The organism is Arenimonas sp. GDDSR-1, from assembly GCF_025980345.1.
In the GTDB taxonomy this organism is placed as follows: Bacteria; Pseudomonadota; Gammaproteobacteria; order Xanthomonadales; family Xanthomonadaceae; genus Arenimonas.
On record NZ_JAPDUI010000005.1, the window covers coordinates 51,625 to 75,531 of the forward strand.

Here is a 23,907-nt window from a genome sequence, read left to right on the forward strand (position 1 = left end):
CGGCGCAAGCCGGCTTTTTTGCTAGTATGGGTTCCATGCACGCAAGGAGAAAGGCATGAAAGTCACCGTCTTCGGCGCCGCCGGCGCCGTTACCGGATCCTGCCATCTGGTGGAAGCCGCCGGCAAACGTCTTCTCCTTGATTGCGGAATGATCCAGGGCAGCAAAGTCGAAGAAGCCAAAAACGCACTCCCCTTCGATTTTGACGTCAAGTCCATTGATGCCGTCATCCTCAGCCATGCGCACATCGATCATTGCGGCCGTCTGCCGGTACTGGCGCAGTATGGCTACCATGGACCGATTTACACGCACCGCGCCACCGCCGACCTGCTGCCGGTGATGCTGGAAGATGCGGCATCGCTGGCCGAAATGGACGCCGAGCGACGCAACCGCTTCCACAAGGACGGCCACAACCACCACAAGCCGCTATTTACCCGGCACGATGTGGGACAGGTGGTGCGCCAGCTCGAACGCTTGGATTACCGCAAGCCGTTGACGCTGTTTCCGGGCGTCACGGTGACCCTGCAGGATGCCGGACATATTCTGGGCTCGGCCAGTGTCCGGATCGTGACAGAGGACGCCGGCGAGACCCGCACATTGGTGTTTTCCGGCGACATCGGGCCGCTGAACACGCCCATCCTTGCCGATCCGGATCCGTTTCCGAGCGCCGATCTGGTGCTGATGGAATCCACCTACGGCGGTCGTCTGCACCGCGAACGCGCCGCAACGGTGCAGGAAATGGGTGAAATCTTCGATGCCGCCTGGAAAGCCGGCGGCAACATCCTAATTCCGGCCTTCGCGGTCGGGCGCAGCCAGGAGCTGCTGTATTGGTTCGCGAAACACTATGAGGACTGGAATCTCGGACGTTGGCGGATCTTCATGGACAGTCCGATGGCCTCGAAAGTCATCGAGGTTTATGACCGCCACGAGGAACTGTTCGACGACGATGCCAAGGTTATGTTCCACGGAAAGCCGCATCCGTTCCATCTGCCCAATCTCAAGTACACCACCGATGTCGAAGACTCCAAAGCCATCAACGAACACAACGGCGGCTGCATCATCATCGCCGGTTCGGGCATGTGCAACGGCGGACGCATCCGCCATCATCTGCGACACAACCTGGGCAGCGCCAAGAACCATATCCTGTTCGTCGGCTACCAGTCTGTCGGCACCCTCGGCCGGTTGCTGGTCGACGGCATCGATTCGGTCAAACTGTTCGGCGATGACATCAAGATCAAGGCGCACCGGCACACCATCGGCGGCCTTTCAGCGCATACCGATCAGGCCGGTCTGTTGGAATGGTACGGTGCATACTCGGGCCACCCGCGCATTGCCTTAGTGCATGGCGAGGACGATGCCCGCAAAGCCTGCGCGCTGGCGCTGAAAATGCGTTTCGATGTGGATGCGCAGATACCGGCTTACGCGGAAACCCTGAGCGTCTGACTTCGGAGCTGTTCAGCCGGGCAGGATGAATCCCGCCAGCACATTGCGTCCTTCCTGAGCGAGAATGTTGAAGGTGCGTGCAGCGGCGGCATTGTTCATCACTTCGAAGCCGATGCCGCGTTGCAGGAAGAAGGCCAGGTCTTTCGGGTCGGGGAAAATCTGGTTGCTGCCGGTCCCCAGAATGAACAGCGCCGGTCGGTGTTCCAGAACGCTCTCCCAAACGCCCGCTTCGGGCGTGAGGACATCCTTCAGCGGCCAGTCTTCCACCAGAACATTCGGCCCCAACAGGAAGCTGGTGCTGATTTCCCGGTCATTGACCCGTACTCCGGTGGCACTGACGCCCCGGCAGATGTAACGATAATCCGGGTTTTCCAGCGAAATCTGCATCAGGCCTTGGGCAGGATAATCAAGGGCTTGTCTTTACTGCGGCGGAACAGCACCACGATGTTGCCGATGCGGGCGACCAGGTCTGCTTTGGATTGTTCGACCAGATGCGCGATCCAGGCATCCCGGGTGTCGCGGTCGTCGGCCGCGAATTTCACTTTCAGCAGTTCGTGGCGCTCCAGTGCGCCGTCCAGTTCGGCCAGAAGGGCTTCGCTCGGGCCCTTGGCACCGACCAGAATGATGGGTTTGAGGTCGTGCGCGAGCCCGCGGAGATAGCGTTTCTGCGGATTGCTGAGGGGGGTGGTCATGACCTTTGGCCCGATGCGGTGTGGGGGATAAAAGGGTATCATGAACCCACCTCCACGCCCACACCAATTATGGCTACCCGCAGCAAAAGCAGCCAGCGTTGGCTGAAAGAACACTTCGCCGACCCGTATGTGAAAAAGGCCCAATCCGAGGGTCTGCGCTCGCGTGCGGCCTACAAGCTGGAAGAGCTGCTGGAGCGGGACCGCCTGATCAAACCGGGCATGACCATCGTCGATCTGGGGGCCGCTCCCGGAGGGTGGTCGCAGATGGCCCGGAAGGTAATGGGTGACAAGGGCCGGGTCATCGCCCTCGACATCCTGGAAATGCCCCCCATCGCCGGGGTCGAATTCATTCACGGCGACTTCAGGGAAGAATCGGTATTGTCCCAGTTACAGGCCATGGTGGGGGAAAAACCGGTCGACCTTGTTTTATCCGATATGGCCCCCAATATGTCAGGTGTGGATACCGTCGATCAAGCGCGCGCGATGTACCTGTCCGAACTGGCGCGCGACTTCGCCGATAGCCATCTGAAAAAAGGCGGTGATTTTCTGATCAAGCTGTTCCATGGCGAAGGTTTCGATGCATATGTCAAAGACCTCCGCCCGCGCTATCAGAAACTGACCATCCGCAAACCGGCGGCCTCGCGGCGCCGTTCCAACGAGGTTTACGCGCTGGCTACCGGCAAGCGCTGAAGGAACAACATGAACGATCTGGTCAAGAACATCATCGTATTCGTCGTCGTCGGTTTCCTGCTGATGGCGGTCATGAATGCCTTTTCCCCGGAGTTCGGAAAGAACACGCCGGAAGTGGCCTATTCGAAATTCCTGGATGAAGTCGATACCGGCACGGTGACCAAGGTCGAGTTCTCGGAAGACAGCTCCAGCGCCCGCACCGAACTCAAATATACCCGCGGCGACGGCAGCGTCGGCCAGACCTGGGGTCCCTACGACCGCGATCTGGTCAATGTGCTGGTCAAGCGCAAAGTCGAGATCGTACAGGCCAAGCCGGCCGCCGGTCCGCCGTTCTGGGCGATCGTGCTGAACATCCTGCCCTACATCCTGTTCTTCGGCATCGCGTTCTACTTCATCAAACAGATGCAGCAGGGCGGCGGCAAGGGCGCCATGAGTTTCGGCCGCTCGCGCGCCAAGATGCAGGGCGAGAACGAAGTCAAAGTCACTTTCGCCGATGTCGCCGGCTGCGATGAAGCCAAGGAAGAAGTGGGTGAGCTGGTCGAGTTCCTGCGCGATCCCTCCAAGTTCCAGAAGCTCGGCGGCCGTATTCCGCGCGGCGTGCTGATGGTCGGCAATCCCGGAACCGGCAAGACCCTGCTGGCGCGCGCCATTGCCGGTGAAGCCAAGGTCCCGTTCTTCTCCATTTCCGGATCCGATTTCGTCGAGATGTTCGTCGGCGTCGGCGCTTCCCGTGTCCGCGACATGTTCGATACCGCGAAAAAGCACGCGCCGTGCATCATCTTCATCGACGAAATCGATGCCGTCGGCCGCCACCGCGGTGCCGGCCTGGGCGGCGGCCATGACGAGCGGGAACAGACCCTCAATCAGCTGCTGGTTGAAATGGACGGTTTCGAAGGCGGCGAAGGCGTGATCGTGATCGCTGCCACCAACCGCCCCGATGTGCTTGATCCGGCGCTGCTGCGCCCGGGTCGCTTCGACCGTCAGGTTGTGGTCGGCCTGCCGGATGTGAAAGGCCGCGAACAGATTCTGCGCGTCCATATGCGCAAAGTACCGCTGGATGCCGATGTCGAGCCGATGACCATCGCGCGCGGCACGCCGGGTTTTTCCGGTGCCGATCTGGCCAACCTGGTCAACGAGGCCGCCCTGTTCGCCGCCCGTGAAAATGCCAAGGAAGTGCGCATGGAGCATTTCGACAAGGCGCGCGACAAGATCCTGATGGGTGCCGAGCGGCGTTCCATGGTGATGAGCGAGGATGAAAAGAAGTTGACCGCCTATCATGAGGCCGGCCACGCCATTGTCGGACGCATGGTTCCCGAACATGACCCCGTGTACAAAGTCACCATCATCCCGCGCGGCCGTGCACTCGGCGTCACCATGTATCTTCCGGAAGGCGACAAGTACAGCTACAACAAGGTCGCCATCGAATCGCAGCTGTGCTCGCTGTACGGGGGCCGTGTTGCCGAAGAACTGATTTTCGGTGCCGACAAGGTCACCACCGGTGCCTCGAACGACATCGAACGCGCCACCAAGATGGCCCGCAACATGGTCACCAAGTGGGGTCTGTCCGACGAGCTGGGCCCGATCGCCTATGCCGAAGATGAGGGCGAGGTCTTTCTCGGCCGCTCGGTCTCGCAGACCAAGCATGTCTCCGACGATACCGCCAAGAAAATCGATGAGGTCGTGCGCACGATCCTGGACCGTGCCTATGCGCGTACCACCCAGATTCTCAAGGATAACGTCGACAAATTGCACATGATGGCCGATGCGCTGCTGACCTACGAAACCATCGATGTCAGCCAGATCGATGCGGTGATGGAAGGGCGCGTGCCCGGACCGCCGCTGGATTGGGCCAAGTCCGGTAGGACCAGCAAGGATGACAAGCCCAGTGCCGGCCCGATTGGCGGTCCGATGCCGCAGACTTGAGACACTCGGGCGTCACTCAAAAAGCCGGAACGCGTTCCGGCTTTTTCATACGCTATGCTATGGCTCAACAAGGAGCAGCCCATGTTCGATACCGTTCCCAACCTGCAATGCGGGCACCATGTGCTCAAGCTGGATGTGCCGAGAATAATGGCCATCGTCAACGTCACGCCGGACTCCTTTTCCGATGGCGGCCGTCTGGATAGCACGGCATCTGCCGTATCGCATGCGATGAAACTGGCCGAGCAGGGTGCTGATATGCTCGACATTGGCGGTGAAAGCACGCGTCCGAACGCCGAACCGGTGTCCTTGCAGGAAGAGCTCGATCGCGTCATCCCGGTCATCGAGGCGCTTTCCGCCCGCTGCAGCTTACCGATCAGCATCGATACCTCCAAACCCGAAGTAATGCGCGCCGCGGTTGCCGCCGGTGCCGGCTTCATCAATGATGTATACGCACTGAGGCAGGAGGGCGCGCTGGAAGCAGCGGCATCCCTGGGCGTAGCGGTGTGTTTGATGCACATGCCCGGCAATCCGCGCACCATGCAGAAGGAAACGAACTACGACGATGTATTGGTGCAGGTCCGCCAGTTCCTGACCGAGCGCATGTTCGCCTGCGAAATGGCCGGCATTGCCAAGAAGAATCTGGTCATTGATCCGGGTTTCGGTTTCGGCAAACTGCTGGAACACAATCTGGCGTTGCTGGCCAATCTCTCGTATTTCTGCGAGCTCGGCGTTCCGGTGCTGGCCGGCGTCTCCCGCAAATCGATGATCGGGCAGATTACCGGCCGCGATGTCGATTCGCGCATATCGGGTTCTGCCGCCGCGGCCATGTTGGCGGCCCAGAGCGGCGCCGGCATCATTCGCGTGCATGATGTTGCCGAAACCAAGGATGCGTTGGCGGTGCTTGCAGCGGTCCAGGCCGCCAAACGGAAAGACCATTCCACAAAACCCAAGCCATCCATCCAATGGCCGGATGAGGATTAGGCGGTAAGCGCGGCCCGGTGCGCCTGTACGCGTGTATCCATCACCCGCTTCCAAAGCGGCGGGCACAAGGCCAACAGGAACATGGTCGGGTAGCCGGCCGGCAGCTGGGGCGAGTCATCGAAGTGCCGAAGGATGCCGTAGCGGCGTTTCGGATAGGCGTGGTGGTCGGAGTGCCGCTGCAGGTTGAACAGCATGGCATTCGACAGGGCAAAGCTTGAATTCCAGCTGTGCAGGTGGGTGGTGCGCTCATAGCCGGCATCGGATTTGCGCCGTTCCAGACCGTAATGCTCCACATAGTTGATGACTTCCAGAGTGGCTGCGGCGAGTACGCCTTGGGCCAGGAAGAACAGCAGTCCGGTGCCACCGGCCATGGCGAAAACGACGCCAGCAAGCATCAGCCAGAGCCCCGTCATCACCAGCATCTCATTGTGCCGGCCGACGACCGGAAGCCCCGCTTTACGGAGGCGTTCGGCTTCCAGTTTCCAGGCATTGACGCTATTGCGTTGGAGGGCCTGGGGCAGAAAGGTCCAGAGGCTCATGCCGAACGGCGCGCTGGACGGATCTTCCGGTGTCGATACATGCACATGATGGCCGCGCAGGTGTTCGATCTTGAAGCCGTGATAGCCGACGGATATCAGCAGCAGTGCGCCGGCCCATTGTTCGAGCCGGTCGTTCTTGTGGATCAGTTCATGGGCGGTGTTGATGGCCAGAGCGCCGCTGATGATACCCTGTGAGAGCAGCCAGCCGACGATGCCGATCAGCTGCAGATCGGTTGCTACGAACCAGTGCGTGGACAGGTAAAGCACCCAAAACTGCACCGGCAGCACTGCCAGACAGAGCCATTTCAGAACGGGGCTGGCCGAAATCTCCCGTTCCTCGCCGGGTTCCACATTCACACGGTAACGGCCGATGGCGAAATCGATCGGTGGCAGCAATACGAAGAAAAACAGCAGCGGCCACCAGGCCATCAGATCGGGCATGCCGGTGCTGGCTCCCCAGTACATGGCGAGCAGCAGCTGCAGCGGCAACAGGAATACCATGGTGAAGCTCAAGGATTTGAGGCGGTTCATTGGTGAATTCCCGGGGGCTCGGATATGATGGATGCTACAGCAGTCCAATTCGAGTCTTTACTCTAAACCATGACCGGTCTCCATCAAAACGCCCCGGGACACGATGCCCGACCGCCGGTCATCGCCATCATGGGGCCGACAGCCTCCGGCAAAACGGCGTATGCGGCGGAACTTTGCCGGCAGCTCGGCACGGAAATCATCAGTGTCGATTCGGCCCTGGTCTACCGTCGCCTGAATATCGGTGCCGCCAAACCGGATGCCGCAACGCTGGCGATTGCACCGCACCGGATGATTGATGTCCGCGATCCGCATGAGGTGTTTTCCGCCGCCGACTTCGCGCGCGAAGCCATGCCGCATCTTCAGGACTTGGCGGGGCAGGGTAAAGTGCCGCTGCTGGTCGGCGGTACCGGACTGTATTTCCGGGCCTTGACCGAGGGTCTCTCGCAGATGCCGGCAGCGGATGACGGCGTACGTGCCGAGCTCAAGGCCCAAGCGGCGTCCGAAGGCTGGCAGGCAATGCATGATCAATTGCAGGCGCTGGATCCGGACAGTGCGGCCCGGATCCATCCGAACGACCCCCAGCGCATCCTGCGTGCGCTTGAAATCCATCGGCTCAGCGGTAAATCGCGGACCGATTGGCAGCGGCAGGCCGATAAACCGGTATTTCCGTTCCGTCTTCTGTCCATCGTGCTTTCACCGAAAGACCGCGTCGAGCTGCACCGCCGGATTGCCCTTCGATTCGATCAGATGCTGGCGGACGGGTTCCTCGACGAAGTCAGAGCGCTGATGGCCGATCCGCGACTGCATCCGGATCTGCCATCGATGCGCTCCGTCGGCTATCGTCAGGCCTGGCAGCACCTCGCCGGAATGACCGATGCGGCGGCTTTCCGGGAACAGGCCATTGCCGCCACACGCCAGTTGGCTAAACGCCAGCTGACTTGGTTCCGCGGTTCCGCGTCTTCACGGTGGTTTGACCCACAGGCCGAAAAAGATACGCTAGACTACTGCGTAAGGGAGTTTCTGCGCCCTGCTCAAAACCAACAATAAATACCCAGAATAAGAACGGAGTCGCACTGTGACCAAATCGCAATCCCTTCAAGACCCCTTCCTGAACGCGCTGCGCCGCGAACGCGTTCCGGTCTCGATTTTCCTCGTCAACGGCATCAAGCTGCAGGGCACCATCGAGAGCTTCGACCAATTCGTGGTTCTGCTGCGCAATACCGTGAGCCAGATGGTCTACAAACACGCGATTTCGACCGTCGTCCCGGCCCGCAATGTCCGTATCGGTCCGGCCGGTGCCGAGGATGCGGCGGAAACGGATGCCGACGAATAACTGCCGGCCTTGAAGCCGTCACGCGCGGCCCCATATCGGAACATAAGCATCCAAGCAGAAACACGGAGTCAGTATGGCGTGGAACCAACCGGGCGGCGGCAAGGAGCCCTGGAAACCGAAAAGCAGCGGCAATCCCGTTGACGATTTCCTCGGCCGTCTGAAATCCCAGCTGGGCATCGGTGATTCCGGCAACGGTCCGGCTTGGGTCAAGCCGGTGCTTATCGGTCTTGCCGTACTGGTCGTTTTCAACTGTTTCAAGCTCATCGACGAGCGCGAGCGCGGCGTTGTCCTGCGTTTCGGGAAATTCGACCGCATCATGACTCCCGGCGCCAACATGAAGCTGCCGTGGCCGATCGAGTCGGTGACCGTGGTCAATGCCACCCAGGTGCAGACCGTGGAAGAAACGGTCAATGTGCTGACCAAGGACGAAAACATCGTCGACATCAAATTCAATGCCCAGTACACCATCAGCGACCCGCGCCTGTATCTTTATGGCTACCGCGATGACATCGTCGCGGCCGGTGGCCAGCAGGGTTCGGAAACGGTGCGCCAGGCCGCTGAAAGCGCGGTCCGCGAAGTGGTCGGTAACAACACCATGGATGCCGCCCTGTTCGAGCGCGGCCAGCTGTCCATCGTCGCCAAGGACCATCTCCAGAAGTCCCTGGACATGTACCGTACCGGTATCAAGGTATCGCAGTTCAATCTGCCCGATGCCCGCTTCCCGGACGAAGTCAGCGATGCCTTCAACGAAGCACTGAGCGCACAGCAGCAGAAAGAATCGATTACCAATGCCGCCAAGGCCTATGCCAGCAAGATCGTGCCGGAAGCGCGCGGTACCGCGGCACGCATCAAGGCCGAAGCCGACGGTTACCGCCAGGCCAGTATCGCCAAAGCCACCGGTGATGCGTCCCGTTTCCGCCAATTGGCCGATGAGTACCGCAAATCGCCGGAAGTCACCCGCAAGCGTCTTTATCTGGAAACCATGCAGGACGTGATGACCCGCAATCCGAAAATCATTTCCGGCAAGGGCAATGTCTTTTATCTGCCGGCACCGGGCGCCGCCGCGCCGGCCGCGACTGCAGACGGGGTGACCCGTCCAGCACCGGCCGTGGTGACACCGCCGGCCCCGCCGGCCGATGCATCGGGTCGTGGCGAAGTCCGCCAGGGCCGTGAGGGAACCTGATCATGCGCAATCCCACAACCTACCTCCTCGCCGGCATCGGTGCCGCCATCCTGCTGTTTTCCTCGGCATTCATCGTCAATGAAAGCCAGACCGCCATCGTGCTCAATCTGGGTAAAGTGGTGCGTTCCGATCTCAAGCCCGGCCTGCATTTCAAAGTGCCGTTCGTCGAACAGGTCCGCAAGTTCGACCGCCGTTTGCTGACGCTGGACGACAACCCGGAGCGTTATCTGACGGTCGAGAAGAAGGACGTCGAAGTCGATTTCTTCGTGAAGTGGCGCATCAAGGACGTGACCGCCTACTACCGCGCCACCAGTGGCGGCAATGAAGAAGCGGCGGCGCAGCGGCTGACCCCGATCGTCAAAAACACCCTGCGCAACGACATCAACCAGTTCACCCTGCAGAAGCTGGTGTCCGACGAGCGCACCGAACTGGCTCGCCGTCTGCTCAAGCCGATCAACGTCGGTGCCGCCACCTTGGGCATCGAAGTCGTCGATATCCGCATCAAGCGCATCAACTTCCCCAAAGACGCCAAAATCCGGGAAGAGGTACTCAACCGCATGCGCTCCGAGCGCAAGCAGGTGGCGAACGCGCTGAAGGCCGAAGGCTTCGCCGAGTCCGAGCGCATCCGCGCCGAGGCCGAGCGCGAGAGTCTGGTGCTGCTGGCCGACGCCCAGCGCGAAGCCCAGAAAGTGCGCGGTGAGGGCGATGCCGAAGTGGCCCGAATTTCCGCTGCGGCCTACAGCCAAGATGCTGATTTTTACGCCTTTTACCGCAGCCTGGAAGCCTACAAAGCCAGCTTCGCGGACGGCAAATCGACCATGGTCGTGGATCCGGATTCCGAGTTCCTGAAATACTTCGGCGGCGGTAAACGCTAGCGTTCCGCCCCGAATCCAAAGCGCGTATAATACGTCAAAGCCGACATCCGTTCGGCTTTTTCTGCGTCTGCAACAATCATTTCGGGAGCGAGCATCATGGGTCAGTCGGTCGTCGTACTGGGAGCACAATGGGGCGATGAGGGCAAAGGCAAGATCGTCGATCTGCTGACGCAGCAGATCGGTGCCGTGGTCCGTTTCCAGGGCGGCCACAATGCCGGCCACACGCTGGTTATTGGCGGCAAGAAAACCGTTTTGCACTTGATTCCCTCCGGCATCCTGCGTGACGACGCGCTGTGCCTGATCGGCAACGGCGTGGTGCTGCATCCCGGCGCGCTGAAAAAGGAAATCGCCGAGCTCGAAGGCAATGGCGTGGAAGTGCGTTCGCGCCTGCGCATCAGCCCGGCCACGCCGCTGATCATGCCGTACCACATCGCGCTCGACCAGGCCCGTGAAAAGGCCGCCGGCGGCAAGGCTATCGGCACCACCGGCCGCGGCATCGGACCGGCCTACGAAGACAAGGTCGCGCGCCGCGGCGTGCGCGTCGCTGATCTGGCCTATCCGGAACAGCTGGCCGAAAAACTGCGTGCCGCGCTGGATTACCACAACTTCGTGCTGACCCAATACCTCGGCGTCGAGCCGATCGATTTCCAGAGCACGCTTGATGAAGCCGTGGAGTTCGGAAAATACATCAAGCCGATGATCAGCGATGTCGCCGGAATCCTGCACGATCTGCGCAAGCAGGGCAAACGCGTGCTGTTCGAAGGCGCCCAGGGCTCGCTGCTCGACATCGACCATGGCACCTATCCGTACGTGACCTCCAGCAACACCACCATCGGCGGTGCCTTGGCCGGTACCGGGGTCGGCGCCGATGCCATCGATTACGTGCTGGGCATCGCCAAGGCCTATGCCACCCGCGTCGGCGGCGGACCGTTCCCGACCGAACTGAACGATGAAACCGGCCAGCTGATCCGCGACAAAGGCGCGGAGTACGGCGCCACGACCGGCCGTCCGCGCCGCTGCGGCTGGATCGACATCGTCGCGCTCAAGCGCGCCGTCGCCATCAACGGCATCACCGGCCTGTGCATCACCAAACTCGACATCCTTGACGGCATGCCGAGCCTGAAGATGTGCATCGCCTACAAATACCACGGCAAGCAGACCGAATATTCCCCGCTGGATGAAGCCGGCTGGGACGAATGCGAACCGGTCTATCTGGAGTTCCCGGGCTGGACCGAGTCCACCGCCGGAATCACCGAGTGGGACAAACTGCCACCGGCTGCACGCGCCTATCTGCGTTCGCTCGAAGAACTGGTCGGCTGCCCGATCGCCATCGTCTCGACCGGTCCGGACCGCGATGCCAACATCGTGCTTCAGGATCCCTTCGCCTGATTTAACGGGGTCTGCGTTGGGTCTGACAAGGCAGGCTCCGGCCTGCTTCGTCATTTCCGGCGGAAGCTTTCATCCTCGTTCGCGACATCGGGGATGCGGCTGAAGGCGATGCGCATCGGCGCTTCCTTGGCGGCGGCCTGGCTGGAGGCGTAACTGATCTTCTGCGGGCCGAAGCGCTCATTGATGCGGTCCATCAGCGCACTCAGCGGTGCGTGATCCCTGGCCTCGGCCGTGGTGAACAGATCATCGGTGGTACCGATCCGCTCGCACAGACCGGAAAGCGCCACGGCCACCGCCAAGGGCTTGCCGGCTTTGGGCCGCTGCGCCAGCAATTCGCTCAGCTGCAGCAGCAGTGCATGGCTGTCATCGGTATCGTTGCAGAACACCGCTTCCTTCCAGCTGGCACGGTCCAGATACTTGATCTTGACCTCCAGCCGGCCGGCCACCAGCTTTTCCGAACGCAGGCGCATGGCGGCCTTCTGCAGCAGTTTCTTCAATACGGATTCCACCCCGGAGGCCGTGCGCATCGGCGGCGCCAGGACATGCGAATGGCTGATGCTGGCGCGGCCCTGCGAAGGGATGTGCGGCATCCATTCACCGCGCAGTTTGCGGTAAAGCTGCTCACCTTCGATACCACCCCAGGCCTGACGCAGTGAAAGCGACGAGGCCGCACACAGTTGTTCCACGGTGCTGATGCCATGGCCGGCAAGACGCTTTTCCATGGCGCGTCCGATGCCGCAGAGATCGCGCAGGTGCATGCCGTGCAGGGCGTGCGGCAGATCGCACGCTTCCAGCACCACCAGTCCGTCCGGCTTCTGCATGTCGGTCGCGGTTTTGGCCAGGAAATGATTGGGCGCGATGCCGATCGAAGCGGTGATGGCAGGCACGGATTCCGCGAGTTTGGCTTTGATGGCATGGGCGATGGCTTCGGCCCGGTGGCGTTCGCGTTCACGGCCGATCAGCTCACAGGCCATTTCATCGATGGAGCCGATGTATGCGGTCGGGATGCACTCGTGGATTAGGGCGAGCAGGCGGTGGTGGTAGGTCACATACAGCGCCGGACGCGCCGGCACGAAGCGGATGTCCGGACACAGGGTTTTGGCTTCATGCAGAAGGGTGCCGGTCTTGACGCCCTGCCGTTTGGCTTCATAACTCGCGGCGATACAGCAGGCGTTCGCCGACATGACCGGCGTGACGGCAATCGGACGCCCGCGCAGCTCCGGCCGGTCCTGTTGTTCGACCGAAGCGAAATAGGCGTTGAAATCGATGAAAAGACTGCGCAACTCCATGAAACCTCCGCTCGTGACAACCGGCAAGGCGTCCAAAAATCCGATCATCGCCATGATGGTTCGGAAGGCTCTCAGAATCCGAGACCCGGGCTCCGATTCAGTAGCCCATGCGCTCGATATGCGGTTGCAGGACGTTCATGTACGGTTCGAAATGGCTGCTGTAATTCAGCCACCGGAATTTCGAGCGCTGGTAAACCGGCTCTGCGACCTGATGGTAGCTGTTGGTCTGGATCTGCGTCCTCGCGGCCAGATTGCTCCGGTGGTCCTGGATGCCTTCCTGCCAGGGCAATCCCAGAAAATCGCAAGTACCGCGCAACGACGCTTCGGCATTCTCCAGCAATGATTCGTAGCGCACGGCATGCACGCGCATTGCCGGCAGCGCTGATTGCGCTGTTTGCCAAAGCCGCATCACGCGGTCATAGATTTCAACCGAGGAGGCCAGATGGGTGAAATGGATCATGGCCTCGTTAATGGCGTACTGCTGCATGAAATTGCTCAGCACCACGTCGCAGGGGTGGCGTTCCGCGAACAGGAACGAAGCTTCCGGAAACAGACGATGCACGAACGGGGCATGGATGGTGCGGATCGGCATTTTATCGATGACCCGCAGATGTTCCGGGCCGCGCAGGGCCGAGAGCTGGCTCCGGTAAAGCGTACGCAGGTCGGCCAGTGCGCCGTCGTCCAGATGTTCCATGGCGAACGGGTAGTGCCCGGGGAGGCGGTCAAGCTGGAAAGCGACCCGTTCGATCGTGGGCTTTTCTTCGATCGAAAGAATTTGGGGGTGGCCGTCGAGCATCACATCCAGAAGCGTGGTTCCGGATCTCGGGAATCCGATCAGGAAGCACAGATCGTCGCCGAGATCGCCCTTCGTCGCGCTTGCCGAAGGTGCCCCGCGCGAGAGCCAGCGCGTGACGGCATCGATCTGGGCCGGCAATGCAGCACGGTCGGTGGCGCGGGCGCGCACGCTTTCCGCGGCCATCGCGTTGCCTCTGCTGAAAGCGGCAAAAGCATCCCCGTAACGTGCCATCCGGTCGGCCAAGGTGCCGCACTCATAGTGATAAGCCTGCACCAGGCGTGGATGCAGCGCATTCGGATTGATGGCCGACAGGATGCGTTCGGCTTCGGCCACATCGCCGCGGCGACGGGCGATTTTCGCCGATTCGAAACGGATGTCGGGACTGTCCGGAATGCGCGCCAGGCCTTCCTCGGCCGCAAGCTGCGCGGCATCCAGATCATTCAGCTGTTCGAGCCCTGAAATCAGTTCGGCCCAGGTGTCGCCGTCCTTTCCCGCCAGGGCCAGGGCGTTCCGGTAGCAATCAACGGCGCGTCTTCCGTCCTGGAGTTCCTTGTACAGATTGCCCAGATGCCGATGCGCACGCGGATTTCCGGGTTCAGCTGCGATGGCGCGCCGATAAGCCGTTTCGGCCGCATCGTACTGGCGCCCGATGTGGCGGCAGATTGCCAGATTGAGCAGTGCATCGGCATTTTCCGGATCGGCGGCAAGCAGCGATTCGAGCAGTTCCGCGGCGACTTCGTTTTCACCGCGGCCCATTTTCAGCAAAGCAAGATTGAGCAGCGCCGACCGGTAATACGGCGCTATGGCAAGCGCCTGGCCGTAGGCCTTCTCGGCGCCGGGAAAGTCATTCATGGCACGCAGCACATGGCCGAGGTTATGCCAGGCCTGGAAGTAGCCGGGAGCCAGGCGTGTCGCCTCGGTGAAGGCCTGCCGAGCATCCGCCGCCATGCCGGTGTTGAACAGGGCCCTGCCGAGATGGTTCAGGGCGAAGGCGTTGCCGGGTTGCAGGCTCAGCACGCGGCGGCAAAGGGCGGCGGCAGAACGGGCATCGCCGGACAGCTGAAGCAATGCGGCCTGGTCGATCAGGTCGTCGACGCTGCCGGATTTCGGCAGACCGTTCAGCCAACTGACGGCCTCGGCATTCATGCGTTCGCCGATGTAGTATTCACGCAGCCAATCCGCACAGTCGCGGTGCGCTCCGTAGGATAAAAGCGGCGCTAACGCCTGATTCCCCTTGTTCAGACGCAGGCGGATTTCGGTCAGAAGGATCAGTGCGTCGAACGGAATCGGATGGATTTTCACGCGGGCGGCCAATGCGTCTTCGGCGCCGGCAAGATCACCGGATGCGACGAGGGATCTGGCCAGCGTCAGCAGCTTGTCTTCACTCATCATCATTCCCGGTCATGCCTGCATTTTAGCCTGTGCCCGCGCATTTCAGGCAAAAAAAACCCTCACCGGAGTGAGGGTCAGCGTTGGTGCCCAAGAGAGGACTCGAACCTCCACGGTTTTACCCGCTAGTACCTGAAACTAGTGCGTCTACCAATTCCGCCACCTGGGCAAGGTGTTTCGTTCAGACCGCTATTTTAGCTATCCCCCCGATTTTTGTCAAAACAATTACGCCTGAGTTGTGTCCAATCAGGAGCTTAACGGCAGGTTAAGAGCGATGCGTGTAAGATGTAGGCATGAAAAAAACCCCGAAAAACAAGAATAAGTCCGCATTGCCGGCCTGGATGCCGGATACCCTGAAGCAGTCGGGATCGGGCAAACCGGGCGGCAAGGCGCGGCCAAAACCCCAAGCGGGCAAGCCGAAGCCGGGCAAATCGGCGCCACGATACGGCAGTACCGGCGATCAGCACTTCCAGCGCGAAGCCCAGAAATACGACAACCCGATTCTCAGCCGGGAGGGTCTGCTGCAGTTCCTGCGTGATGCCGGGGGCCCGATGCCCTTGGAAGACATGGCCAAGGCCCTGAAACTGGACGCCCCCGAACGCCTGGATGCCCTCCAGCGCCGCCTGCAGGCGATGGTGCGCGACGGCCAGGTCCTCCTGAACCGGCGGGGCGGCTATGCGCCGGCCGCGGCTTTGGATCTGCTTGCGGGCACCGTGACGGCCCATCCGGACGGCTTCGGTTTCGTCAAATTCGAAACCGGCGGCGATGATGGCTTCCTCAACCCCAGTGAACTGCGTAAATGCTTCCACGGCGACCGTGTTCTGGTCAGTGTCATCAACATCGATCACAAAGGCCGGCGCAATGTCGCCATCGCCGAAGTACTCGAACGCCGCCATACCCGGGTGACCGGCCGGTTCAATATCCGTGCCGGCATCGCCACTGTCGTTCCGGATGACAAACGGCTCCAGCATGAAGTCCTGATCGGACCGGATGACCGGAACGGTGCCAGGGACGGACAGCTGGTAGTCGCCGAGATCACCTCGCCGCTGGATTCGGGACGTCCGCCGATCGGCAAGGTTCTGGTGGTGCTGGGCGACCGGCTGACCGCCACCAAGGTGGTCGAGATGGCCATCCACGGCCATAACCTGCCGCATGAATTCCCGGAACCTGTCCTGCGTGAAGCCAATGCCATTCCGGTCGATGTCACCGCCGCCGAAACCGCCGCGCGCGTCGACATCCGCCATCTGCCGCTGGTGACCATCGACGGCGAGGATGCCAAGGACTTCGATGATGCCGTGTATTGCGAGTCCAATGCCGCCGGATTCCGCCTGGTGGTCGCCATCGCCGATGTCTCGCACTATGTGCGGCCGGGCACGGCTCTGGACGATGAAGCCATCCTGCGCGGCACCTCGGTGTATTTCCCGGGGTTCGTGGTGCCGATGCTGCCGGAGAACCTGTCCAACGGCATCTGCTCGCTGAAACCGAAAGTCGACCGTCTGTGTTTCGTGTGCGACATGCAGGTCGGTTTCGACGGGCTGGTCAGCGAGTCCAAATTCTACGAAGCCGTCATGCATTCGCATGCGCGCCTGACCTACAACCAGGTCTGGAAAGTGATCGGCGAGGACGATGCCGAGGCCAAAGCGGCGATGGGCGATCTGTTGCCGGCGATCGCCCGTCTGCATCAGCTTTACGACATCCTGTCGAAAGCCCGGAGCCGCCGCGGTGCCATCGAATTCGAATCCAGCGAAGTGCACTTCGAACTCAATCCCCAGGGCGAGGTCATCCAGGGCGGACTGCTGGCGCGCAACGATGCCCATAAGCTGATCGAAGAATGCATGATTGCCGCCAATGTGGAGGCCGGCAAGGCCGTTCTGGCCAACCAAGCCCATGCGCCGTTCCGCGTGCATGACCGGCCGCCGGAATCGAAGTACGCGGACCTGCTCGAGTACCTCAAGGAATTCGCGCTGAGCATGCCGAGTTACGCCAAAGTGCAGCCGAAGGATTTCACCAACCTGCTCAAGAAAGTCCGGCTGCGCCCGGATGCTGCTTTGCTGGAAACCGTCCTGCTGCGTTCGCAGAGCCTTGCGGTGTACAGCACCGACAACAAGGGCCACTTCGGTCTGGCATTGGAAGCCTACAGCCACTTCACCTCGCCGATCCGGCGCTACCCCGATCTTCTGCTGCACCGCGCGCTGAAGAAAGCCCTTCTGCCGGCCAGCGATGGCGGTTTCAGCTATTCCGCGCAGGAGATGGACAAGCTCTGCCTGCAGTGTTCCGCGCTCGAGCGCCGCGCCGACGAGGCTGAACGGGAAGTCGACGAACGTTACCGCAGTGCCTGGATGGAGCAGCATGTGGGCTCCCAGTTCGATGGCGTCATCAGCGGCGTCACCAGTTTCGGACTGTTCGTCGAGCTGACCGATTCCAAAGTCAACGGACTGGTGCATGTGACCCAGCTGCCGCATGATTACTGGCACTTCGATCCGCAGCGCAAGACCTTGACCGGTGAACGTAAGCGCATGAGCTTCAGACTGGGTGATCCGATTCGCGTGCTGGTGTTGAAAGCCAGCGTGGAAGACAAGCGTATCGATTTCAAACCGGTATTCGCCGATGCCGACCGAAGCAAGCAGGCGATGGACGAAACAGCAAGGAAGAAACGCCGATGAGCAAAACCAGCCAGTGGATATCCGGAATCAATGCGGTCGCTTCGGCACTCGAACATGACATCGAGCATGTGCGCGAAGTCCTGGTCGAGGCGGGCAGCAAGAACGCACGCATCGTCGAAATCGAGGAAAATGCGCGCCGACGCGATATTTCCGTTCGCCGGGTCACGCATCAGGCGCTGGAAGGCATCGCCGGCGGACTCCGCCATCAGGGTGTGATCGCCCGCTATGAAGCGGCCAAGCCGACCGAAGAGTCGGAGTTGCCCGGACTGATCGAAGCGGCTGCGGGCAAGGCCCTGCTGCTGGTGCTGGATGGCGTGCAGGATCCGCATAATCTCGGAGCCTGTCTGCGTTCGGCCGCCGCGGCCGGCGTGACTGCCGTGATCATCCCCAAAGACAAGGCCGCACCGCTCAACGCCACCGTGAGAAAAACCTCGGCCGGCGCCGCCGACCGCATTCCGGTCATTTCGGTGACCAATCTGGCACGCACCTTGCGTGCCATCAAGGATGCCGGAGTCTGGGTCTATGGTCTGGACGGCGAGGCAACCGGAATGATCTATCAGACCGATTTTACCGGCAACGTCGCAATCGTCATGGGCGGGGAAGGCGAGGGCATGCGCCGCCTGACCCGCGAACACTGCGATGGACTGGTCAAGATTCCGATGCCCGGCGAGATGGAAAGCCTGAACGTATCGGTCGCCACCGGCATAGCCCTGTTCGAAACCGTCCGTCAGCGTCAAGGAGTGAAGTCATGACCATCCACTGGTTCGATATCATCGGCCTGCTCGGGGTCGCACTCACCCTGCTGGCCTATCTCGCCCTGCAGGCCCGCCGCATGCGTGGCGACGGCCTGGTCTATCCGCTGCTCAACCTGATCGGTGCCGGTGCCATTCTGGCGTCCCTGGTCTATGACGAGCACACCAATCTCTCGGCCTTCGTCATTGAATCGGCGTGGTGCGTGATCAGTCTTTACGGCATTTATCTGGCGCTCCGCGAGCGCGCATCGTCACTGGTCAACCGCAAGCCGCCAGCCGCTTAAAGGGCTTTTCCCCAGCCGTTGACGATCCGGCAGAACAGCTGTGCGGTTCTTTCGGTATCGTACACCGCGGAATGCGCATCCTCGTTGTTCCATTCCATTCCGGCCGCAATCACCGCCTTGCTCAGCACGGTCTGGCCGAAGGCCATGGCCGCCAAAGTCACGGTGTCCAGCGTGCTGAACGGATGGAACGGATTGCGTTTATGGCCGACCCGCGCCACGGCGGCATTCAGAAAGCCCAGATCGAACGAGGCATTGTGCCCGACCAGAATCGCGCGCGTGCAGTTATTGCGCTTGGCCGCCTGCCGGATGGGCGCGAAGATGTGGTCCAGAGCGGCCCGTTCTTCCTTGGCGTCACGGAACGGGTGGGAAATATCGATGCCGGTGATTTCCAATGATTTCGGATCGATTTCCGAGCCTTCGAAGGGAATCACGTGCGTTGAATGGATCTGGCCGACGGCCAATTTCCCGTTTTCATCGAATTCAATCGGCGCGGCGGCGATTTCCAGCAGGGCGTGCCGGTTGCAGTCGAAGCCGCCGGTTTCTACGTCGACAACGACCGGAAGGAAGCCGCGGAATCGGTCGTTCAGTGGGAATTTCGGGGATGTGCTGGACATGCAGCCATGATACCAGTGTTCCCGTAACGAAAAGACCCGCCGAAGCGGGTCTTTTGCCGGAAGCGCGCCGCATCACTCGCTGGTACGGTCTTCTTTCTTGCGTTCGCCTTCCGGCATGTCGCCGTGCACCACGAACCAGGTGTTTTCGGCGATGTTGGTGGCGTGGTCGCCGATGCGTTCGATGTTCTTGGCCATGAACATCAGGTGCGTGCAGGCGCCGATGGTGCGCGGGTCTTCCATCATGTAGGTCACCAGCTCGCGGAAGAAGCTGGTGTACATCGCATCCAGATCGGCATCGGCATCGCGTACCTTGGCGGCCAGTTCGGCATCGCTGTCGGCATAGGCTTTCAGGGCGTCGCCGAGCAGGGCATTGGCGGTTTTGGCCAGGCGGGCGATGCGTGCCGTAGCGGGGATGGCCGGACTGTTGTTGAGCACGATCGAGCGCTTGGCCACATTCGAGGCATAGTCGCCGATGCGCTCGATGTCGGAAGATATGCGCAGCGCGGCATAGACTTCACGCAGATCGCGTGCCATCGGCTGGCGCAGCGCCAGAAGTTTGAGAACGTCCATGCTGATGGAATTTTCCAGGGCATCGATGGCGTCGTCGTTGGCCACCACGCGGGCGGCGGCATTGCTGTCGCGGCGGCCCAGCACGTCGACGGCGGCATTGAGCTGGGACATGGCCAGTTCGCCCATCTGCTTGATTTCGTCGTACAGGCGGTCGAGCTCGGAGTCGAAGCTTTTCAGGATGTGATCGTGGGTGTTCATGGGAATCCTTAGCCGAATCGGCCGGTGATGTAGTCTTCGGTCTGCTTCTTGGTGGGTTTGGTAAAGATGGTTTCGGTCACGCCATGCTCGATCAGTTCACCGAGATACATGAATGCGGTGTAGTCGGATACGCGCGCGGCCTGCTGCATGTTGTGGGTCACGATCAGGATGGTGAACTGCTGTTTCAGTTCCGAAATCAGCTGCTCGATCTTGCCGGTCGCGATCGGATCGAGCGCGGAGGTCGGTTCGTCGAACAGGATGACTTCGGGCTTGAGTGCCACGGCCCGAGCGATGCACAGGCGCTGCTGCTGGCCGCCGGAAAGTCCCAGGGCGCTCTGCTTCAGCTTGTCCTTCACTTCATCCCAGAGCGCGCCTTCGCGCAGGGCCTGTTCGACACGGACATCCATCTCGGACTTCGACAGCTTTTCGTAGTGGCTGATGCCGTAGGCGATGTTGTCGTAGATCGACATCGGGAACGGCACCGGCTTCTGGAACACCATGCCGACCTTGCTGCGCAGTTTGTTCAGCGGGTAGGCGGGATCGATGATGTTCTCGCCGTCCAGCATGACCGTTCCGGTGGCCCGCTGTTTCGGATACAGGCTGTAGATGCGGTTGAATACGCGCAGCAGCGTGGACTTGCCGCAGCCGGAAGGTCCGATCAGTGCCGTCACCTTGTTTTCGGGAACGTCGAGGGACAGCTCCTTGATGGCCTTGAAATCGCCGTAGTGGAACGCCAGGTCGCGCGCCGACAGTTTCGCCGCGGTCGGCGCCGTGGACTGCTGGGTATGCGGAACATTGAGATGAAGATTAGCCATATTTATTTTTCCGGGCAATGACAACACGGGCGAAGATGGAGATGAACAGCACGAACAGGGTGACAATCAGGGCGCCGGCCCAGGCCAGTTTGTTCCAGTATTCGAACGGGCTCATGGCGAACTGGAAGATGACCGCCGGAACACTGGCCATCGGCTTGCTCAGGTCGGTGTTCCAGTACTGGTTGTTGAGCGCGGTGAACAGCAGCGGAGCCGTTTCACCGCTGATGCGCGCCAGCGCCAGCAGAACGCCGGTCAGGATGCCGGGCAGGGCGGCACGGTAGAGGATCTGGGTGTTGACCTTCCACTGCGGAATGCCGAGCGACAGTGCGGCTTCGCGCATCTGGCCAGGCACCAGGCGGATCATTTCATCGGTGGTGCGCACCACGACCGGCAGCACGATGAACCCCAATGCAATGGCACCGGCCCAGCCGGAGAAGCCGCCGGTCGGCTGCACTACCAGCGTGAAGATGAAAAGACCAAGCACGATGGACGGCGCCGACAGCAGGATGTCATTGACGAACCGGATGGTATCGCCGAGCCAGTGATGGTTGACGTACTCGGCCAGATAGGTGCCCGCGGCAATGCCGATCGGCGCGGCCATCAGTACCGCCAGCAGGCACATCATCAGGCTGCCGGCCAGCGCATTGAGCATGCCGCCACTTTCTTCGCCGGGCGGCGGGGTCATCTGGGTAAACAGATGCGGACCGATGGCATCGATGCCTTTGCTCAGCGTGACCCAAAGTATCCAGGTCAGGAAGAACAGGCCGAACAGCGTGGCCAGGCCGGAAAGCACCATGGTCAGGCCATTGATGAAACGGCGTTTGAGGTAAATGGACTGGACGCTGGCCATCAGTTGCCGTCCCGTTTGTTGAGGCGGCGCAGCATCAGCCGGGCCACGGAGAGTACGATGAAGGTAAGTACGAACAACACGAATCCGAGCGCGAGCAGCGTTGATTTGTGCAGCGGATCGACCGCTTCGCCGAATTCATTGGCGATGGTGGAAGCGATGGACGTGCCCGGATTCATGAGTCCTAGGCTCAGCTCATAGGCATTGCCGATGACGAAGGTCACCGCCATGGTTTCGCCCAGTGCGCGGCCGAGACCGAGAAAGATGCCGCCGATGACAGCGGAGCGGGTATACGGCAATACGATGTTCCAGACCACTTCGGTGGTGGTGGAGCCGAGCGCATATGCGGATTCCTTCAGCTGCGTCGGTACGGTCAGGAATACTTCACGCATGACCGAGGCGATGAACGGAATGATCATGATGGCCAGTACCAAACCCGCGGTACCGATGCCGATGCCCAGCGGCGGTCCTTGGAACAGCGCGCCGATCAGGGGTTTCTCGCCGAGGCTTTCCGAAAGCCAGGGAAACACGCGTTCGCCCAGAAACGGCACCAGCACGAACAGACCCCACATGCCATAGATGATCGAGGGAATGCCGGCCAGCAGCTCGATGGCCGAAGCAACCGGAAGACGCAGCCAGCTGGGTGCGAGTTCGGTCAGGAAAATGGCGATGCCGAAACTAATCGGGACGGCGATGAGAAGGGCAATTAGCGAGGTGTATACCGTACCGAACACAGGCACCAATACACCGAATTGGCTCTGCGGTACATCCCAATTCGGAGTGGTGAATAACGACAGGCCGAAGGTCTGGAAAGCCTGGAAGCCGCCCTTGAACATCATCACTGCGGCAGCAAAAAGGGAGATGAGCACGAACAGGCCAGCCACGGTAACCGCGCCTTTGAACAAACGGTCGTTGCGGCTATCGCGTTGGGTCCGTTGCTGGCTAATCGAAATCGTCATATCGTCTCGCGGGTTCAGATGCAGAAATGACCCGATGCTAGAAGCACCGGGTCATGGAAAAATGCAATCACTTGATGTTGGCGGCCCAGTACGCTTTGATCTGCTGGGTCAGCTCTGCCGGCAGGGCCACGTAACCCAGAGCTTCCGCCGAGGCATCGCCGTTCTTGTACACCCAATCGAAGAAAGCCAGCGCTTCTTTGCTGCGTTGCGGTTTTTTGGGGATTTTGTACATCAGGATGAAGTTGGTGGCCGAGATCGGATAGGCCTGAGCGCCCGGAGCGTCGGTAATCACCAGCGAGAAGTCCTTGACGTCGCCCCATTCGGCCGATGCGGCCGCAGCTTTGATCGAGTCCTTGCTGGGAACAATGAAGTTGCCGGCACGGTTCCGAACCGCCGTGTAATTCAGTTTATTGGTGATGGCGTAGGACAGTTCGACGTAGCCAATCGCACCTTTGATTTGCTTGGTGTAGGCCGCGACGCCTTCATTGCCTTTGCCACCCACACCGGTCGGCCACTTCACAGCTGTGCCCTCGCCGACCTTATTGCGCCAATCCAAACTCACTTTCGACAGGTAATTGACGAAGTTGAAGGTGGTGCCTGAGCCGTCGGAGCGGTGCACAACGGTAATTTTCTGAGCTGGGAAAGTGACACCGGGATTTACGGCAGCAATGACCGGATCGTTCCAGTGGGTGATTTTTCCGAGGAAGATGTCGGCGATGATCGGACCGGTCAGTTTAACCTGTCCTTGTTTTAAGCCTGGAATATTGACGATTGGCACCACGGCGCCCATGACCGAGGGGAATTGGGCCAGGCCGGATGCGGCCAGATCACCGGGCTTCAGCGGGGCATCGGAAGAACCGAAGTCCACGGTCGCCGCTTTGATTTGGGCAATACCGCCACCGGAACCGATGGACTGGTAGTTGACCTTGTTTTTGGTGGCTTTATTGTAGTCGGCCGACCATTTCGACATGACCGGGAAGACGAAAGAGGCACCGGCGCCAGTGATCTCGGCGGCATTGGCAACCATGCCGGCGCTTGCCAGCGCCAGTGCAAGAATCGGGGTTTTCAAGGAATTGAACATGTGTGCTCCTCAGCCAAGCCCACAATGGGCTTGGCATATAGTGAATAGGATTTGTTACAGGATTATGACAATC

The 23,907-nt window shown here is 60.6% G+C and carries 23 protein-coding genes and 1 tRNA gene; 12 read left to right on the forward strand and 12 right to left on the reverse strand.

Going from position 1 to position 23,907, the window contains the following annotated elements; genetic code table 11:
* Window positions 1-55: 55 nt before the first annotated feature.
* Window positions 56-1,441, forward strand: a complete 1,386-nt coding sequence (locus Q0W88_RS01870; RefSeq protein ID WP_297799399.1) for an MBL fold metallo-hydrolase — start codon at window positions 56-58, stop codon at window positions 1,439-1,441.
* Window positions 1,442-1,453: 12 nt separating this feature from the next.
* On the opposite strand, the gene Q0W88_RS01875 is transcribed toward Q0W88_RS01870, so the two are convergent.
* Both Q0W88_RS01875 and yhbY read right to left on the reverse strand, forming a co-directional pair.
* Window positions 1,454-1,828 carry an MTH938/NDUFAF3 family protein gene (locus Q0W88_RS01875; protein ID WP_297799401.1) on the reverse strand — a complete coding sequence of 125 codons (375 nt, stop codon included), beginning with the start codon at window positions 1,826-1,828 and terminating at the stop codon, window positions 1,454-1,456.
* Window positions 1,828-2,133, reverse strand: coding sequence for a ribosome assembly RNA-binding protein YhbY (gene yhbY / locus Q0W88_RS01880; protein WP_297799403.1), 306 nt, complete (start codon window positions 2,131-2,133; stop codon window positions 1,828-1,830). The genes Q0W88_RS01875 and yhbY overlap by 1 nt, the downstream gene beginning before the upstream one ends.
* A 69-nt stretch (window positions 2,134-2,202) precedes the next feature.
* On the opposite strand from yhbY, the gene rlmE reads away from it, so the two are divergent.
* The 3 genes from rlmE (at window position 2,203) to folP (ending at window position 5,727) form a co-directional block, all read left to right on the forward strand.
* Window positions 2,203-2,823, forward strand: a complete 621-nt coding sequence (gene rlmE / locus Q0W88_RS01885; RefSeq protein WP_297799405.1) for a 23S rRNA (uridine(2552)-2'-O)-methyltransferase RlmE — start codon at window positions 2,203-2,205, stop codon at window positions 2,821-2,823.
* Window positions 2,824-2,832: 9 nt separating this feature from the next.
* Entirely contained in the window at window positions 2,833-4,746 is a 1,914-nt protein-coding gene (gene ftsH, locus Q0W88_RS01890) for an ATP-dependent zinc metalloprotease FtsH (RefSeq protein ID WP_297799409.1), read from the forward strand.
* Window positions 4,747-4,827: 81 nt separating this feature from the next.
* A complete protein-coding gene (gene folP / locus Q0W88_RS01895; protein WP_297799413.1) occupies window positions 4,828-5,727 on the forward strand; it encodes a dihydropteroate synthase in 900 nt (299 codons plus the stop codon).
* Here folP and Q0W88_RS01900 read toward each other — a convergent pair.
* A complete protein-coding gene (locus Q0W88_RS01900) occupies window positions 5,724-6,797 on the reverse strand; it encodes an alkane 1-monooxygenase (RefSeq protein ID WP_297799415.1) in 1,074 nt (357 codons plus the stop codon). The two genes, folP and Q0W88_RS01900, sit on opposite strands and share 4 nt — an antisense overlap.
* 69 nt (window positions 6,798-6,866) lie before the next feature.
* On the opposite strand from Q0W88_RS01900, the gene miaA reads away from it, so the two are divergent.
* The 5 genes from miaA (at window position 6,867) to Q0W88_RS01925 (ending at window position 11,577) form a co-directional block, all read left to right on the forward strand.
* Window positions 6,867-7,844, forward strand: a complete 978-nt coding sequence (gene miaA / locus Q0W88_RS01905) for a tRNA (adenosine(37)-N6)-dimethylallyltransferase MiaA (RefSeq protein WP_297799417.1) — start codon at window positions 6,867-6,869, stop codon at window positions 7,842-7,844.
* 28 nt (window positions 7,845-7,872) lie between these two features.
* The gene (gene hfq, locus Q0W88_RS01910; RefSeq protein WP_297799419.1) at window positions 7,873-8,130 is read left to right on the forward strand and encodes an RNA chaperone Hfq; all 258 of its coding nucleotides are present in this window, start codon (window positions 7,873-7,875) and stop codon (window positions 8,128-8,130) included.
* A gap of 73 nt (window positions 8,131-8,203) precedes the next feature.
* Entirely contained in the window at window positions 8,204-9,313 is a 1,110-nt protein-coding gene (hflK, locus tag Q0W88_RS01915; protein ID WP_297799421.1) for an FtsH protease activity modulator HflK, read from the forward strand.
* A gap of 2 nt (window positions 9,314-9,315) precedes the next feature.
* A complete protein-coding gene (gene hflC, locus Q0W88_RS01920; RefSeq protein ID WP_297799423.1) occupies window positions 9,316-10,188 on the forward strand; it encodes a protease modulator HflC in 873 nt (290 codons plus the stop codon).
* A 96-nt stretch (window positions 10,189-10,284) separates the two neighbouring features.
* Window positions 10,285-11,577 carry an adenylosuccinate synthase gene (locus Q0W88_RS01925; RefSeq protein WP_297799425.1) on the forward strand — a complete coding sequence of 431 codons (1,293 nt, stop codon included), beginning with the start codon at window positions 10,285-10,287 and terminating at the stop codon, window positions 11,575-11,577.
* A gap of 50 nt (window positions 11,578-11,627) precedes the next feature.
* Here the strand turns inward: Q0W88_RS01925 and Q0W88_RS01930 are convergent, their stop codons facing one another.
* The 3 genes from Q0W88_RS01930 to Q0W88_RS01940 form a co-directional block, all read right to left on the reverse strand.
* Window positions 11,628-12,866: a hypothetical protein gene (locus tag Q0W88_RS01930; protein WP_297799427.1), complete on the reverse strand. Its 1,239-nt coding sequence runs from the start codon at window positions 12,864-12,866 to the stop codon at window positions 11,628-11,630.
* 97 nt (window positions 12,867-12,963) lie between these two features.
* Window positions 12,964-15,051: a sulfotransferase gene (locus Q0W88_RS01935; RefSeq protein WP_297799429.1), complete on the reverse strand. Its 2,088-nt coding sequence runs from the start codon at window positions 15,049-15,051 to the stop codon at window positions 12,964-12,966.
* 84 nt (window positions 15,052-15,135) lie between these two features.
* A tRNA-Leu gene (locus Q0W88_RS01940) sits at window positions 15,136-15,220 on the reverse strand.
* A 124-nt stretch (window positions 15,221-15,344) separates the two neighbouring features.
* Between Q0W88_RS01940 and rnr the strand changes: the two genes are divergently transcribed.
* The 3 genes from rnr to Q0W88_RS01955 are packed head-to-tail and all read left to right on the forward strand — an operon-like array spanning window position 15,345 to window position 18,750.
* On the forward strand, window positions 15,345-17,714 hold the full coding sequence (rnr, locus tag Q0W88_RS01945) for a ribonuclease R (protein ID WP_297799431.1): 2,370 nt from the start codon (window positions 15,345-15,347) through the stop codon (window positions 17,712-17,714).
* Complete coding sequence (gene rlmB, locus Q0W88_RS01950) at window positions 17,711-18,466, forward strand: 23S rRNA (guanosine(2251)-2'-O)-methyltransferase RlmB (RefSeq protein ID WP_297799434.1); 756 nt, start codon at window positions 17,711-17,713, stop codon at window positions 18,464-18,466. The genes rnr and rlmB overlap by 4 nt, the downstream gene beginning before the upstream one ends.
* Window positions 18,463-18,750: a hypothetical protein gene (locus Q0W88_RS01955; RefSeq protein ID WP_297799435.1), complete on the forward strand. Its 288-nt coding sequence runs from the start codon at window positions 18,463-18,465 to the stop codon at window positions 18,748-18,750. Before rlmB ends, Q0W88_RS01955 begins: the two co-directional genes overlap by 4 nt.
* Here Q0W88_RS01955 and rnt read toward each other — a convergent pair.
* The 6 genes from rnt to pstS form a co-directional block, all read right to left on the reverse strand.
* The gene (gene rnt, locus Q0W88_RS01960; RefSeq protein ID WP_297799437.1) at window positions 18,747-19,364 is read right to left on the reverse strand and encodes a ribonuclease T; all 618 of its coding nucleotides are present in this window, start codon (window positions 19,362-19,364) and stop codon (window positions 18,747-18,749) included. The genes Q0W88_RS01955 and rnt overlap by 4 nt on opposite strands.
* Window positions 19,365-19,436: 72 nt before the next feature.
* Window positions 19,437-20,132 carry a phosphate signaling complex protein PhoU gene (gene phoU / locus Q0W88_RS01965; protein ID WP_297799439.1) on the reverse strand — a complete coding sequence of 232 codons (696 nt, stop codon included), beginning with the start codon at window positions 20,130-20,132 and terminating at the stop codon, window positions 19,437-19,439.
* Window positions 20,133-20,140: 8 nt separating this feature from the next.
* On the reverse strand, window positions 20,141-20,947 hold the full coding sequence (gene pstB, locus Q0W88_RS01970; RefSeq protein WP_297799442.1) for a phosphate ABC transporter ATP-binding protein PstB: 807 nt from the start codon (window positions 20,945-20,947) through the stop codon (window positions 20,141-20,143).
* On the reverse strand, window positions 20,940-21,797 hold the full coding sequence (gene pstA, locus Q0W88_RS01975; RefSeq protein WP_297799444.1) for a phosphate ABC transporter permease PstA: 858 nt from the start codon (window positions 21,795-21,797) through the stop codon (window positions 20,940-20,942). Before pstA ends, pstB begins: the two co-directional genes overlap by 8 nt.
* On the reverse strand, window positions 21,797-22,753 hold the full coding sequence (gene pstC / locus Q0W88_RS01980; protein ID WP_297799446.1) for a phosphate ABC transporter permease subunit PstC: 957 nt from the start codon (window positions 22,751-22,753) through the stop codon (window positions 21,797-21,799). The genes pstA and pstC overlap by 1 nt, the downstream gene beginning before the upstream one ends.
* Window positions 22,754-22,820: 67 nt before the next feature.
* Complete coding sequence (pstS, locus tag Q0W88_RS01985) at window positions 22,821-23,834, reverse strand: phosphate ABC transporter substrate-binding protein PstS (protein WP_297799448.1); 1,014 nt, start codon at window positions 23,832-23,834, stop codon at window positions 22,821-22,823.
* Window positions 23,835-23,907 lie beyond the last annotated feature (73 nt).

Excerpts from the sequence above, each read along its gene's own strand:
- Q0W88_RS01870 (WP_297799399.1), top strand. The coding sequence starts at position 56 with ATGAAAGTCACCGTCTTCGGCGCCGCCGGCGCCGTTACCGGATCCTGC.
- Q0W88_RS01875 (WP_297799401.1), bottom strand. The coding sequence starts at position 1,828 with ATGCAGATTTCGCTGGAAAACCCGGATTATCGTTACATCTGCCGGGGC.
- yhbY (WP_297799403.1), bottom strand. The coding sequence starts at position 2,133 with ATGACCACCCCCCTCAGCAATCCGCAGAAACGCTATCTCCGCGGGCTC.
- rlmE (WP_297799405.1), top strand. The coding sequence starts at position 2,203 with ATGGCTACCCGCAGCAAAAGCAGCCAGCGTTGGCTGAAAGAACACTTC.
- ftsH (WP_297799409.1), top strand. The coding sequence starts at position 2,833 with ATGAACGATCTGGTCAAGAACATCATCGTATTCGTCGTCGTCGGTTTC.
- folP (WP_297799413.1), top strand. The coding sequence starts at position 4,828 with ATGTTCGATACCGTTCCCAACCTGCAATGCGGGCACCATGTGCTCAAG.
- Q0W88_RS01900 (WP_297799415.1), bottom strand. The coding sequence starts at position 6,797 with ATGAACCGCCTCAAATCCTTGAGCTTCACCATGGTATTCCTGTTGCCG.
- miaA (WP_297799417.1), top strand. The coding sequence starts at position 6,867 with ATGACCGGTCTCCATCAAAACGCCCCGGGACACGATGCCCGACCGCCG.
- hflK (WP_297799421.1), top strand. The coding sequence starts at position 8,204 with ATGGCGTGGAACCAACCGGGCGGCGGCAAGGAGCCCTGGAAACCGAAA.
- hflC (WP_297799423.1), top strand. The coding sequence starts at position 9,316 with ATGCGCAATCCCACAACCTACCTCCTCGCCGGCATCGGTGCCGCCATC.
- Q0W88_RS01925 (WP_297799425.1), top strand. The coding sequence starts at position 10,285 with ATGGGTCAGTCGGTCGTCGTACTGGGAGCACAATGGGGCGATGAGGGC.
- Q0W88_RS01930 (WP_297799427.1), bottom strand. The coding sequence starts at position 12,866 with ATGGAGTTGCGCAGTCTTTTCATCGATTTCAACGCCTATTTCGCTTCG.
- Q0W88_RS01935 (WP_297799429.1), bottom strand. The coding sequence starts at position 15,051 with ATGAGTGAAGACAAGCTGCTGACGCTGGCCAGATCCCTCGTCGCATCC.
- rnr (WP_297799431.1), top strand. The coding sequence starts at position 15,345 with ATGAAAAAAACCCCGAAAAACAAGAATAAGTCCGCATTGCCGGCCTGG.
- rlmB (WP_297799434.1), top strand. The coding sequence starts at position 17,711 with ATGAGCAAAACCAGCCAGTGGATATCCGGAATCAATGCGGTCGCTTCG.
- Q0W88_RS01955 (WP_297799435.1), top strand. The coding sequence starts at position 18,463 with ATGACCATCCACTGGTTCGATATCATCGGCCTGCTCGGGGTCGCACTC.
- rnt (WP_297799437.1), bottom strand. The coding sequence starts at position 19,364 with ATGTCCAGCACATCCCCGAAATTCCCACTGAACGACCGATTCCGCGGC.
- phoU (WP_297799439.1), bottom strand. The coding sequence starts at position 20,132 with ATGAACACCCACGATCACATCCTGAAAAGCTTCGACTCCGAGCTCGAC.
- pstB (WP_297799442.1), bottom strand. The coding sequence starts at position 20,947 with ATGGCTAATCTTCATCTCAATGTTCCGCATACCCAGCAGTCCACGGCG.
- pstA (WP_297799444.1), bottom strand. The coding sequence starts at position 21,797 with ATGGCCAGCGTCCAGTCCATTTACCTCAAACGCCGTTTCATCAATGGC.
- pstC (WP_297799446.1), bottom strand. The coding sequence starts at position 22,753 with ATGACGATTTCGATTAGCCAGCAACGGACCCAACGCGATAGCCGCAAC.
- pstS (WP_297799448.1), bottom strand. The coding sequence starts at position 23,834 with ATGTTCAATTCCTTGAAAACCCCGATTCTTGCACTGGCGCTGGCAAGC.